Origin of the sequence: Bacillus alveayuensis (genome assembly GCA_030812955.1) — a bacterium.
Lineage (GTDB): Bacteria > Bacillota > Bacilli > Bacillales > Aeribacillaceae > Bacillus_CB > Bacillus_CB alveayuensis.
Genome location: JAUSTR010000013.1, coordinates 1 through 14,183 on the forward strand (window position 1 = coordinate 1; position 14,183 = coordinate 14,183).

The 14,183-nt window shown below is 36.8% G+C and carries 10 protein-coding genes and 1 pseudogene; 10 read left to right on the plus strand and 1 reads right to left on the minus strand.

The window, feature by feature from the left end:
• Positions 1 to 126: 126 nt before the first annotated feature.
• From J2S06_RS11825 to J2S06_RS11845, 5 genes and pseudogenes are all read left to right on the plus strand, one after another.
• A pseudogene (locus J2S06_RS11825) lies at positions 127 to 1,071 on the plus strand (heavy metal translocating P-type ATPase); the annotation flags it as partial.
• Between the two features lie 18 nt (positions 1,072 to 1,089).
• Complete coding sequence (copZ, locus tag J2S06_RS11830; RefSeq protein WP_419152435.1) at positions 1,090 to 1,293, plus strand: copper chaperone CopZ; 204 nt, start codon at positions 1,090 to 1,092, stop codon at positions 1,291 to 1,293.
• Positions 1,294 to 1,608: 315 nt separating this feature from the next.
• A complete protein-coding gene (locus tag J2S06_RS11835) occupies positions 1,609 to 3,234 on the plus strand; it encodes a methyl-accepting chemotaxis protein (RefSeq protein WP_419152436.1) in 1,626 nt (541 codons plus the stop codon).
• A gap of 228 nt (positions 3,235 to 3,462) precedes the next feature.
• Positions 3,463 to 5,340 carry a molecular chaperone HtpG gene (gene htpG / locus J2S06_RS11840; protein WP_419152437.1) on the plus strand — a complete coding sequence of 626 codons (1,878 nt, stop codon included), beginning with the start codon at positions 3,463 to 3,465 and terminating at the stop codon, positions 5,338 to 5,340.
• 133 nt (positions 5,341 to 5,473) lie between these two features.
• Entirely contained in the window at positions 5,474 to 6,271 is a 798-nt protein-coding gene (locus J2S06_RS11845; RefSeq protein WP_044896511.1) for an ABC transporter ATP-binding protein, read from the plus strand.
• Between the two features lie 419 nt (positions 6,272 to 6,690).
• Here the strand turns inward: J2S06_RS11845 and J2S06_RS11850 are convergent, their stop codons facing one another.
• Positions 6,691 to 7,578: a diacylglycerol/lipid kinase family protein gene (locus J2S06_RS11850; protein WP_419152438.1), complete on the minus strand. Its 888-nt coding sequence runs from the start codon at positions 7,576 to 7,578 to the stop codon at positions 6,691 to 6,693.
• 239 nt (positions 7,579 to 7,817) lie between these two features.
• On the opposite strand from J2S06_RS11850, the gene J2S06_RS11855 reads away from it, so the two are divergent.
• The 5 genes from J2S06_RS11855 to J2S06_RS11875 all read left to right on the plus strand — a co-directional run bounded on the left by J2S06_RS11855 (position 7,818) and on the right by J2S06_RS11875 (position 14,172).
• Complete coding sequence (locus tag J2S06_RS11855; RefSeq protein ID WP_419152439.1) at positions 7,818 to 9,047, plus strand: zinc-dependent alcohol dehydrogenase; 1,230 nt, start codon at positions 7,818 to 7,820, stop codon at positions 9,045 to 9,047.
• Positions 9,048 to 9,073: 26 nt separating this feature from the next.
• A complete protein-coding gene (locus J2S06_RS11860) occupies positions 9,074 to 10,162 on the plus strand; it encodes a class II aldolase/adducin family protein (RefSeq protein WP_419152468.1) in 1,089 nt (362 codons plus the stop codon).
• Between the two features lie 240 nt (positions 10,163 to 10,402).
• Complete coding sequence (locus tag J2S06_RS11865) at positions 10,403 to 11,038, plus strand: TetR/AcrR family transcriptional regulator (RefSeq protein ID WP_419152440.1); 636 nt, start codon at positions 10,403 to 10,405, stop codon at positions 11,036 to 11,038.
• Between the two features lie 118 nt (positions 11,039 to 11,156).
• Positions 11,157 to 12,299 carry an acyl-CoA dehydrogenase gene (locus tag J2S06_RS11870; RefSeq protein ID WP_044896506.1) on the plus strand — a complete coding sequence of 381 codons (1,143 nt, stop codon included), beginning with the start codon at positions 11,157 to 11,159 and terminating at the stop codon, positions 12,297 to 12,299.
• A gap of 217 nt (positions 12,300 to 12,516) precedes the next feature.
• Complete coding sequence (locus J2S06_RS11875) at positions 12,517 to 14,172, plus strand: AMP-binding protein (protein ID WP_419152441.1); 1,656 nt, start codon at positions 12,517 to 12,519, stop codon at positions 14,170 to 14,172.
• The last annotated feature ends 11 nt before the right edge of the window (positions 14,173 to 14,183 follow it).

The following is a 14,183-nucleotide window of genomic DNA, read 5'->3' on the forward strand; positions in this document are numbered from 1 at the left end:
CTAAAATGTGGTGTGGTAACTTCATTTTACTAAAAAGGGCGATTTTTTTGTGCCTTTTAATTAAAAAATTTCAAAAAAGGGGCTCCAAAAAGTCAATTACACTGACTTTTTGGACAGCCCCATGGGTATCTAGAGGGAACGCACTAAATTAATGCCGTTTTACTCGATAAAACAGGCACAGTGACAAAAGGAAAACCAGAAGTAACAGATGTTTTAACATTTCAAGAAGACATGCTTGACTATGCCGTTTCAGCTGAGAGCGGTTCGGAACATCCTTTAGCACGTGCCATTATTGATCATGGGAAGCAGCAAGAGATTTCTATGAAGCCATTAGAACATTTCTCTGCTATTCCCAGACATGGAGTGGAAGCTGTCATCGATCGAAAAACCGTTTTAGTTGGAACACGAAAACTAATGGAAGAAAGATCCATAAATGTTTCTCAATATGAAGCTCAAATGGCAAAGCTTGAACAACAAGGGAAAACGGCCATGCTAGTAGCAATTGATGGAGAGCTTGCAGGAATCATTGCAGTAGCAGATACTATTAAAGAAACCTCAAAAGAAGCGATTCAAGCATTAAAGCAGTTAGACGTCGAAGTATATATGGCAACAGGAGATAACAAGAGAACAGCTGAAGCCATTGCGAAAGAAGTCGGTGTTGACCAAGTATATGCAGAAGTCTTGCCTGAAGATAAAGCGAACATCGTCGAGGAATTACAAAAGCAAGGGAAACTTGTCGCAATGGTTGGGGATGGCATCAATGACGCTCCAGCGCTTGCGAAAGCTGATATTGGCATGGCCATCGGTACAGGAGCCGATGTTGCCATTGAAACGGCTGATGTAACATTAGTTGGCGGTGATTTAGCCCATATCCCAAAAGCGATTCAGTTAAGCCGCAAAACGATGAAAAACATCCGCCAAAACTTATTCTGGGCGTTGTTCTATAATACCATTGGAATTCCTGTTGCCGCATCTGGATTATTGGAACCATGGATTGCTGGAGCAGCGATGGCATTCAGTTCCGTATCAGTCGTTGCGAACGCACTACGTTTGAAACGAGTGACAATATAAATGAGGGAGGTAATATTTATGACCATCACGATAAATGTCAAAGGAATGACATGTAACCACTGTAAAATGGCTGTAACAAACGCATTGAAAGAGTTAAACGGAGTAAAAAATGTAGATGTACATCTTGAAAATGGCACGGTAGATGTCGAATATGATGAAGCAAAGGTAACAGTAGAAAAAATGAAAGAAGCCATTGAAGAGCAAGGTTATGATGTATCCTGACATATATATCCCTCCTTTTGGGAGGGATTTTGAGTTTGTAGACAAAGTCTATTGAAAAGGAAATTTTCAGACTGAATGAAAGCGCTTGACATTCGAGGCACGAGCCCGATGAGAAGCGGAGTTACTAAGTACGGTAATGAACATTCGAAGAGGGCGCAGTAATAAAGAATGCAAGCGTTTGTCAACAGTATGAAATCGGAAAATTCACTAATTTTTCACATTTTTTATTGTTTCTTTATTTTTAGTTAGATCCTCTCTTTTTAATAATCTGAAAATTGTGTATATTAATAGTATGATGAAAAGGGGGTGTAAACATTGGAATATTTATTAAAAAAAAGGGTAGCACAAACGGCGTTAAAAAAAGTTCAGCAGGTAGCTGAGGAAATTGAACGAACGATACATCAGGACATCTCAATTGTCGATCAGCTTGATTCGCTGCGGCATGTTTTAGATGAGCGGTTAGAACGCGATGAATATTTTTTAATTGTTGACGAATCTGGACAAGCTATGATTCATACGAATCGTTTACGGGAAGGGATTACATTCAGTGATGAAGTTGGAAGGAAAGCAGCCCTCACAAAAGAGCCATTGCTGCAAATTTATAAACGTAATACAGGAGAGATATTAATTGATGCCTCATGTCCACTTTTTACCGATAAAAATGGAAAACGATATAATTTACGGTTAGGAAGGCTTGTGCATCGACCTTATTTACAAACTTGGTTTAGTATTTTGACAGCGCTGCCAAGCATAACAGTCGCTATTATATCTTTTTTACTAGGATTATCTGCTGTTCACATTTCTCTTTTAACTTTAAGCGCTCTTGTTGTTAGCTTTATTTGTTCATTTGCTTTTTATCGCATTCTTATTACCCGCTTGCGTAATTGGTATCATGTTACTCGTACGATTTCATCTGGTAACTTACATACTGAAGTACGTACAGTTGGAAAACGAAATGAATTTCATCAAATAGGTTATGAAATCAATAAAGTCATTCTTGGTATGCGCTCTATATTTCAGGAATTTGCGAAAGCGACAAGCTCGGTTGATCAAGTAAGCAAAGAACAAAAAGAAGAGGCAGAAAGACTATCGGAAGCATTTGATGAAGTGTCGGCAACGATGGAAACTTTTCGGCAAGGTGCTCAAAAACAGACATCATTTGTCGAACAAGCGAAAATGCGTATCGAAATGATGATGGAAAATATTTTAAGTATGCAAAAGGAAAATGAAAAAGTCATTAAAGGGGCACAATCAACTTTACATTCCGCCCAAGACGGCAATATGCAAATTCAAAAAACAGAACAGCAAATGCGGACGATTCAAACAAAAATTAAAGAAACGTCCCAACTTATACAATCTGTTGCAAAAGAAGCTGATCTCGTGATGAAAAAAGTTTCAGCCATTACCGATATTGCTGAACAAACGAATATGCTTGCTTTAAATGCATCGATTGAAGCCGCGCGGGCAGGAGAAGCTGGTAAAGGGTTTGCAATCGTTGCTTCAGAGGTGCGAAAGCTAGCAGAAGAAACGAATCAATTTTCATCGGAGATTTTATCCTCTCTAGACAACACACAAAAAAATTTAATCACAGCAGTCCAAGCAGTAGATAATAATGTCGGAGCCATTGAAGATACGGCATCATTGCTTGCGAAAACGAGTCAAAAAATTGCTGAATTTCAAGATATGTCTACAACTATGAATGATTTGATTCGTCATAATCGTTCTTATGTCGAAAAAGCAACGGCAGAAGGAGAAGATTTACAAAAGTTAATTACAGACGTTCATTACATAGCGGAAGATTTTACAAAAGTTGTTCACGAAACAACAGCGGGAATTGAGCAGCAAGTGTTGGGAGTTCACACGCTAGCGAAAGAAGCGGTCACTCTTAATCAAGAAGTTCGCCGTTTAAACCAAATACTTAACCGTTTCCAATTTAACTAAAAACAAAGCTTATCATCACAATCTATTAAAAGCAAAAAATGTAAGATATAGGCGAATTATTAATACAAATATGCGCTCACTTTTCGTTTCATAAGGTAAAGATTTGTACTACTCAACATTTGACAAGAACGATTTTCTATGCTAAATAGATTACTGAATTAGCACTCAATTCATTTGAGTGCTAATCTGTTTATACATAAAGAATCGATCAAAGAAAGGAGATTGTGAATGGCGACAAAGCAGTTTAAAGCAGAGTCGAAAAGACTGTTAGAATTGATGATTAACTCGATATATTCCCAAAAAGAAGTTTTTTTAAGGGAGATTATTTCCAATGCAAGTGATGCGATTGACAAAATTTATTACAAAGCACTGACGGATGAACATCTGACGTTTGATCAAGATCGTTATTATATCAAAATTATTCCTGATCGAAAAAAGCGTACTTTAACGATTAAAGATACTGGAATTGGAATGACAAAAGAAGAACTGGAAAACAATTTAGGTACGATTGCCAAAAGCGGTTCCCTTGCCTTTAAAACGAAAAATGAATTGCAAGATGACCACCATATTATCGGACAATTTGGTGTCGGCTTTTATTCCGCTTTTATGGTAGCAGACGTTGTTACAGTCATCAGTAAAGCATTAGGAAGTAATGAAGCCTATAAATGGGAATCAAAAGGGGCTGAAGGGTATACGATTGAGCCTTGTGAGAAAGATTCTGTCGGAACGGAAATTATTTTAAAATTGAAGGAAAATACAGAAGATGAAAATTATGATGAGTTTTTAGATGAATATCGTTTAAAAGCTATTATTAAAAAATATTCGGATTTCATTCGCTACCCGATCAAAATGGATGTTACCGAAAGAAGACGAAAAGAAGGAAGCGAAAACGAATTTGAAGAATATAAGGAAGAACAAGTCATTAATAGCATGGTGCCTATTTGGCGAAAAAATAAAAACGAATTGACAAAAGAAGATTATGAGAATTTTTACCACGAAAAACATTTCGGCTTCGATAAGCCCATTCGATATATCCATATTAAAGCGGATGGCGCTGTAAGATACAATGCCATTTTATATATTCCAGAAAAAATCCCTTTCGATTATTATACACAAGAATATGAAAAAGGATTAGAGCTATATTCAAATGGCGTATTAATCATGGAAAAATGCCCAGACCTTTTACCTGATTATTTTAGCTTCGTAAAAGGAATGGTCGACTCAGAAGATTTATCCTTAAATATATCAAGAGAAATGCTTCAGCATGATCGCCAATTAAAGCTAATTGCCAAAAATATAAAAAATAAAATAAAACGGGAGCTTGCCAATTTATTAAAAGAAAACCGTGAACAATATGAAGCATTTTTCCAATCTTTTGGCAGACAGCTAAAATATGGAGTATATAGCGATTTCGGCAGCAATAAAGAATTGCTGCAAGACTTATTGCTTTTCTACTCATCAAAAGAAAAGAAATATGTGACTCTTGAAGAATATGTTTCGAGAATGCCTGGGGAGCAAAAATATATTTATTATGCGACTGGGGATACGAATGAGAAAATTGCCAAGCTTCCACAGACAGAGCTCGTTACGGAAAAAGGTTATGAAATTTTATATTTTACCGATGAAATAGATGAATTTGCCATTAAAATGTTAAAGGAATATAAAGGGAAAGAGTTCAAGTCCGTTTCCAGCAGCGATCTTGGTATTGAGGAAGAAAACGAAAAACAAACAGATGCAGAAGAAAAAGAAAATCATGAACTCTTTGAATTCATGAAAAAGGTGTTATCTGACAAAGTAAAAGATGTTAGAGCTTCAAAACGGTTAAAAACCCATCCTGTCTGCTTAACTGCTGATGGCGACGTATCCATCGAAATGGAAAAAGTTCTTAAAGCGATGCCAAACAACCAACACATTCAAGCTAATAAAATATTAGAAATAAATGTACAACATCCTGTCTTTCAATCATTAAATAAGGCTTTCGAACAAGACAAAGAAAAATTAAAGCTCTACACGAATTTATTGTACAACCAAGCCCTTCTCATTGAAGGCTTGTCAATTGATGATCCAGTACAATTCACAAATGATGTTTGCAAAATAATGGTATAATGTTTTCTAAGGCTTTGCTTCTGAAATGAAGTAAAGCCTTATTAAATGTTGTAGCTCCATCATCAGAAATATCATAATCTTCAAAATAACGAAAAATTCATTTAAAATAGGTGTAAAAAAGGTGGAATCGGTGATGAAAAACATTATCAACATGAAAAATGTATCCTTATTAAAACAAAATCGTGTCATCTTACAAAATATTAATTGGGAAATGAACGAAAAGGAACAATGGGTTATACTGGGGTTAAATGGTTCAGGGAAAACGTCATTGTTAAATATCGTGACAGGCTATCAATTTCCTTCAAAAGGGGATGTTTCCGTTTTAGGAAATCTATTTGGGAAAACGAACTTACCAGAGCTTCGTAAACAAATCGGATTTGTCAGCAGCTCTCTAGATCGCTTCAATCAGACATTACGATTCGAAACGGTTGAAGATATCATCATAAGCGGTAAATTTGCCTCTATCGGAATTTATGAACAGGTAACAAGCGATGATCGAAAAAAAGCTAAACAAATTTTGTCATTATTACGGATTAACCATTTAGAAGGAGAAGTATATGATACTCTTTCCCAAGGAGAAAAAAGGAAAGTATTACTCGGAAGGGCTTTAATGGCAAATCCCCAATTATTAATATTAGATGAGCCGACGTTAGGTCTAGATTTGTTAACACGTGAAGAATTGCTGTCATCTATAAAAAATATTATAAATCAACAATGCCACGTTTTATTTGTCACCCATTACATAGAAGAAATAATCCCGGAAATCACTCATATATTGCTTTTAAAAGACGGAAAGATTGTTGCGAAAGGAAGAAAAGAAGAAGTACTAACAGACAAAAATTTATCCAAAACCTTTCAGCTGCCATTGAAGGTGCATTGGCAAAATGAAAGACCATTCGTTTCTATACAAAGCCATCATGCACTAACATGATAAATAAGGTCTTATTACACAAAAAAATATCAAACCCCGGCCTTTTCTCCGAATTTAATTGGGAAAAGGCCGTTTTATTTTTCATAAAACCGATCGTGATTGAACAGGTAGTATATTCAAAATCTTATTGTATAAACTAACATTAATGTATTCCATAAGGTGTATCTAGACTAATCTAACATGGAAGAAAGGAGTTTTCTAAAACATCATGATTCGAATGATTAAGGCGATCATTGAAGAAATCAATCGAATGATTGTGGCGTTAGTAGAATTTGATTATGATAAGGCTTTAGAAGAAATGAACAAGAAAAAATAATTTTTTCATATCCTTATTTCCTTCTCAATTATGAAATAAGGATATGACTTTGAATGACGAATACATTTCGACAGGAATAATAAGGCGCTTTTCCTACATTTACTCAAATTACATATAATGAACGCGGTTCAATCCTTATTTTCGTAGGTGTTTGGCCAATGATTTCTCCATCCCCATGTACTAATAATGGGCTTGAGGCATATATTTCAATCTCTTTTCCTTTTATCATCTTAATATTTGGAGAAGATACATGATTTCCTTTCAAAACTAAAGGAAATGTACGGACAAATTCCCACTTTGACATCCCTTGAACTATACATATATCTAATAAACCATCATTGCTTTCGGCCTTTGGACAAATAATAATGCCTCCACCATAAAAAGGTAGGTTTGCTACAGCAATCAACCACACTTTTGGAATCTTGTACAGCTTTTTATCAATCTTTAAGGAAATATCCCTCGGTTTATAATGGATGAACACATTGATCGCACTAACTAAATACGAAAGATGTCCCATCCGGATCATATTAAATAATTTTTTAAAAATGGAAGCATTCGTCGTCTGAGCTACTTCTCCATCAAAGCCTACTCCGACTACTGTACAAAAATAGGTCGAATTTGCATATCCGATATCGATAAGTTTAGGCTTTCCTTGTAAAATACGCTCTAAAGCTTGATCAAGTTTTTTTGGAATGCCTAATCCCCTAGAAAAATCATTTCCTGAACCAGCTGGGATAATTCCTAATGGCGTTTTCGTACCGACTAGTCCATTCACCACTTCTTGTATCGTACCATCGCCACCGACTGCCACAATGACAGCCGCTTTTTCCTCTTTCATCAGCTCATAAACGAATGAAGTCGCTTGTTTGGATTTCTGGGTAAAGCGTACGCAGTAAGAAACATTTTTTTCTTGAAGACTTTTTTCAATTTGTCGCCAAATTTTCATCCCTCTTCCATTTCCTGAAACTTTATTCACAATAAAACCGTACAATCATCTCACCCATCCCTAATTTTTAAAAAATTATTGCCTTCTATTGATGTAATTATACAACACAACAAAGCAAACGGTTTTTCAGTATGTTTTTTTGTGTATCTTATCTGCACGTTGATGTAAGATTTTGTAAAAAATACTTCCAATAATTTTTATTTTTGATAAATCATGAATAATATAGTTTTTCTTAGGTTACATTATAATTTGTAGTATATTTACTAGAAATTAGGTGAAACCATTTGAAGTCATTACAATTTGACTATCAATTACCACGCTATATTATCAGTAAACTGGCTGGAAGGTTATTTCCTTCTATTTACTGGCACTCGCGGTTGTCTTGTTTAAAATATTACGAGGACTCAGAACCGATTCTCCCGAATGACCATTGGGTAAAAGTGAAGGTGAAATATGGTGGTATTTGTGGCAGTGATTTAAATCTTCTCTTTTTGAATGATAGTCCTGCCACTTCACCGTTTGTGTCATTTCCTTTCACCATAGGTCATGAAATCGTCGGAGAAATTATCGAAACTGGCTCGAAGGCTCATCATGTTAATATTGGAGATCGGGTTGTCATTGATCCTATTCTGTCATGCGCAGCAAGGGGAATAACAAATCCTTGCTCTTCCTGCCGAAAAGGTGATGATCATTTATGTATCCATAAAACAGAAGGAAATATATCACCAGGCTTACTAATTGGAGCATGTCGTGATACAGGTGGTGGTTGGAGTTCTTGTCTTGTCGCACACGAAAGCCAGGTTTTTAAACTGCCAAACGAGGTAGATGATTTAAACGGTGTCATGGTTGAACCATTTAGCTGTGCTTTACATAGTGTTTTACGAAATCCGCCAAGAGAACACGATGCCGTTCTAGTCATTGGCGGAGGAGTGATTGGACTTTGTGTGATTGCAGCAATTCGTGCTCTTGATATTGGCTGCCATATCATAGCTTTAGTGAAACATCATTTTCAAGCCCAGCTTGCATCACAATATGGAGCAAACGACACCATATTGCTTCGGAAAACGACATATATCAATGATGTAGCAAATGCACTTGACGCAAAGATTTTAAACCCACTTTTCGGTCCGAAGGTGATACAAGGTGGGGCAGACCTTGTTTTTGAGTGTGTTGGGAGAAAACAAAGCATCAATGATGCACTCAGGTTTACTAAAAACGGTGGAAAAGTTGTTCTTTTAGGATTAGGTGGTATATTGGACGGAATTGATTGGACAACCGTTTGGCTCAATGAATTAGAGGTTAAAGGAAGTTTTGCATATAGTACGGAGGAGTATAAAGGAAAAAGAGTACGAACATTTGAAATAGCGATTGAATTAATGCGTGCTGGTAAAGTTGATCTATCTCCATTAGTTACTCACCGATTTCCACTAGAAGAATACCGAATGGCCCTTCATACCGCTTCCAATAAAAAAAATCGTTCAGCCGTAAAAGTCGTTTTTGAACCAAATCAATAACAAAGTCATGATCGGAGGGAAATATGATGAGAAGCTTTACCATTACAGGTACAGAAAAAAGCCCATTTCTCACATGGTTTGCCGAAGGATTGAAGGAACAGTTTTCAAGAGAAGGGTATGAATATTACGAAGAACCAGTAGACGATATTAGACTAGTATTTAATGTAATTGACAAAGAAAAACCTCGTCCATTTCGCCGAAAAGCCCAGGCAACTTTTGTTGTATCAATACTTGAGTATCAAGAAGAGCCGGAAAATGCTTTTGAATTTGCCTATCCTTATTTAATCAGGTCTTTATCGAACCATTTAATATTTATAATAAATAATGAGGAAAAAACGGTTCTTTACTTTGTCACTCCAGAACAAGGTTTTTATAAAATGACTTATTCATTAGAAGGAGAAGTACCTTTCTTCCAAAAAGTTTATGAAAGGTTGGAGCCAATCGCGTCATCCCAATTGGTCATTAATAATGATTTTATAGAGGATCTTCCAGAGGATTTATGGAATGGGAATGAAATAACTGAAAAATTGCGTATATCTGGAAAGAAATTGGATGATATGAACTTATTGCCTGCCCCGTTTCCACTTGAAAAATATTTAACGCCTCGTGATATGCGCCAATTAAAAAAATTATACGGGATAGGCGGCTTAAGCTATGGAAACTTAAGTAGCAGACACGATGAGCAAAGCTTTTGGATGAGTGCCAGCGGCATTAATAAAGCTGATATGCGAAAGATCGGACAGGATATTTTATATATAAAGCAATACAATCGAGATAAAAACACGATGGAAATTAGTGTACCGCCTAACATTTCTCCCAAAAGGGCTTCAGTTGATGCCATAGAACATTGGATGATTTATCGGGAACATCCTAATGTCGGTGCGATTGTTCATATTCATGCTTGGATGGATGGAGTAACGGCAACAGAAATTAACTACCCATGTGGTACGCTTCAATTAGCTGAAACTGTAGCAGAATTAGTAAGGAATGCTGACGATCCATCAAGGGCCGTTATTGGCCTCAAAAATCATGGACTTACGATTACAGGCACGGATTTAGATGATATTTTTGAACGAATTGATGGACGGATTATCACACAAGTTCCTATGTCTTAAAACAAGGCCTACGGATAATCATTTCAACTTCTTTCATGATTGAATGGTAAAAGAGATGACCTAATGGAATTTTTTCGAATTCATTGGACCTTCCAGGCAGCTTTGTGCTGCCTAAATGGAGGGGGAATGAAAGTTGGCCTAGAATCCTTCCATCGTTTATTATGGTATAAAATATTTTTCGTAAAAAACATGTAACACTTTTCTGAAAATTATGTTATTATAAAAATAAAGGAGATTCATATGACAGAGAAACAATTAAAACAACGAATAATCGATACAGCATTAAACCTTTTTGAAAAATACGGTTATCACGGAGTGACCGTTGATCGCATCGTTACGGAATGTAATACTTCAAAAGGCGGGTTTTACCACAATTTCAAATCGAAAGATGAACTTCTTTATCATATTCACGATGTGTTCATTACTTATGTACTGAATAAGGCTCAAGAAGCGTACGCAACATATGAAACCCCCACAGAACGACTTTGTGCCATAATACAATCGTTTGTCAAAGCATTTGACTTATACAAACCTCACATCACCGTATTCTACCAAGAAAGCACCTATCTTAAACCGGAATACTCCAAAAAAATTAATGAAAAACGAGAGCAATATAAGCAAATACTTTTTCAAGTCATTCGAGATGGAATTGAAGCAGGAGAATTTAGGCAAGAGCTTCCTGTAGAAATCACGGGGATGTCGATTATCGGGATGGTCAACTGGACCTATAAATGGTTTAATCCAAATGGTCCGATGTCCATTGAAGAAATAGCGAAAATATTTACAGATTTAATTCTCCATTCCTTACTGACAGATCAGGCTAAGCTCAACGATAAGATTACGCCGTACTTTTTAAGCCATTTCTCACAATCTTAAAAAATTGGAAATGAATGATTAGTAGTTTAGTTGAGTTTCAGACCAACTAGTCGGTTTGTAATATAGACCGACTAGTCGGTAAAATCATCATTTTACATTTTAACAAAGGGGGAGGACCATGAATTTTGAATTAACGAAAGAACAACAAATGATAAAAGAAATGACAAGGGACTTTGCTGAAAAAGAGATTAAACCATATGCAGCTGAATGGGATCAAAAAGCAGTCTTTCCAATTGATACATTTAAAAAAATGGGAGAGTTAGGTTTATTGGGGATACCATTTCCTGAAGAGTATGGAGGATCAGGAGGAGATACAATTTCTTATGCTATCGCGGTTGAAGAAATTGGCCGTGCCTGTGGAGGAACAGGACTAAGCTATGCAGCAGCAGTATCTTTAGGTGCGAGTCCCATTTATTATTTTGGAACAGAAGAGCAAAAGAAAAAGTGGCTTGTGCCAATGGCAAGTGGAGAAACGCTTGGAGCATTTGGTCTTACAGAACCGAATGCCGGTTCTGATGCTGGCGGCACACGTACAAAAGCTGTACTTGAAGGAGAAGAATATGTCATTAATGGCGAAAAATGTTGGATTACAAACGCGGGCTATGCAAGGCAGGTCATTGTCACAGCTGTTACTGGTAAAAACGAGGATGGGAAAAATATCATATCTGCTATTATCGTTCCAACAGATACCCCAGGATTCACGATCAACTGCAACTATGACAAAATGGGTGTGAGAGCTTCGAATACATGTGAACTTGTCCTAGAAAATGTACGAGTGCCGAAAGAAAACTTATTAGGTGATCCGAAAAAAGGCTTTAAGCAATTTTTATATACACTTGATGGCGGACGTATTTCCATTGCTGCACTAGCAGTTGGAATCGCTCAAGCTGCATTTGAAAAAGCATTGCAGTATGCAAAAGAGCGTACACAATTTGGGCAATCTATTTCAAAATTCCAGGCTATTCAATTTAAACTTGCAGATATGGCTATGCAAATCGAATTGGCTCGCAATATGGTATATAAAGCAGCATGGCTTAAAGACCATAACAAACCATTTACAAAAGAAGCCTCTTTTGCCAAACTGTTCGCTTCTGAAAGCGGTTTCCAAATTTGCAACCAAGCGATTCAAATCCATGGCGGATATGGTTATATGAAAGAATATGAAGTAGAAAGATACCTCCGTGATATGAAACTATTAGAAATTGGGGAAGGTACTTCAGAAGTGCAGCGCATCGTCATTGCCCGTCAATTAGGATGCTAACTTTTTAATCTATTGTTTAGTTATAACCTTTTGAAAAACTGCAATTTAATTTTTTGTCATGAGCAGCAAACGATTTGCTGATTCTTCCTTTTTTATTGAATGACAATCATCTTATAGAGCGACAATCTCATTCTTTTTCAAAATGGATGGCTGAAAAGTATTTTTCTCACATATAAAATAATATGAATTTTATTCATTCGTGTAAAGGGGGAAAACAATGACGGATTTATTAAATATCACTGTTGGAAAATTGCTAGAGGAAAAAGCGAAATTGCATCCGGATCATGAAGCTGTCGTTTATGCTGACCGCGGCCTTCGTATGTCGTATAAACAGTTCGACGACTATTGCAGAGTTGTCGCTCGCGGCTTGATGAAACTTGGAATCAAAAAGGGGGAACATATCGCTATATGGGCAACCAATAAGCCCGAATGGTTAGCGTGCCAATTTGCCACTGGAAAAATGGGAGCTGTACTCGTTACGGTCAATACAAATTATCGCACCTCTGAACTAGAATATTTATTAAAACAATCGGATTCTACGACACTCATTTTGATGGAGCAATATCGCGATAGTTCCTATATTGATATGATTTATGAAATTGCACCAGAATTAAAAGTATGTGAACCAGGAAAACTTGAGTGTAAACGATTGCCTTATTTACGCAATGTCATTGTTTTGAGTGAAAAACACTATCCTGGAACATTTTCATGGAACGATCTTTTGAAAATGGCGGAAGAAGTATCAGAGGAAGAACTAGATACACGAATGAATTCACTTGATCCTCATGACGTTATTAATATGCAATACACTTCTGGCACTACTGGTTTTCCGAAGGGAGTTATGTTGACTCATTATAACATTGTAAACAATGCCTATAATATTGCGAAATGTATGAAGTTAACAAAAGATGACCGCCTTTGTATTCCAGTACCGTTCTTTCATTGTTTTGGCTGCGTTCTCGGTACACTCGCTTGCGTCTCAGTTGGGGCAACAATGGTGCCGATTCAAGAGTTTCATGCCAAACAAGTATTAAAAACCGTCCAAGATGAGAAATGCACCGCATTGCATGGAGTCCCGACGATGTTTATCGCTGAACTAAACGATCCAGACTTTGATCAATACGATTTATCTTCCCTTCGTACAGGAATTATGGCTGGCTCCAATTGTCCGATCGAAGTGATGAAAGCGGTTATGGAAAAAATGGGGGCCAAAGAAATTACGATTGCTTATGGTCAAACCGAGTCATCTCCTGTGATTACCCAAACAAGAACGGATGACCCCATTGAATTACGCGTTGAAACCGTCGGTCGCGCTCTACCGAATGTTCAAGTCAAAATCGTTGAACCAGGAACTAATCAAGAGGTTCCGTTCGGTGTGCAAGGAGAGCTATGTACGAAAGGCTATCATGTCATGAAAGGATATTACAACAATCCTGATGCCACAAAAGAAGCAATTGATGAAGAAGGATGGCTTCATACGGGAGATTTGGCGATCATGGATGAAAATGGCTACTGCCGTATTACTGGCAGATTAAAAGATATGATCATTCGAGGTGGTGAAAACATTTATCCGCGTGAAATCGAAGAATTTTTATACAAGCATCCAAAAATTTTAGACGTGCAAATCGTCGGAGTGCCGGATGAAAAATACGGTGAAGAAGTAATGGCATGGATTATATTAAAAGAAGGCCAAACTGCTACGGAAGAAGAAATTCGCGAGTTTTGCAGAGGGAAAATTTCACGTCATAAAATTCCGCGCTATATCGAATTTACTACAACTTATCCAATGACCGCCTCAGGAAAAATACAAAAATTTAAACTTCGTGAACAAGCGATAGAAGTGCTCAAACATAAAAAACAAAATTTAGTTTAAAGGCACAGAGG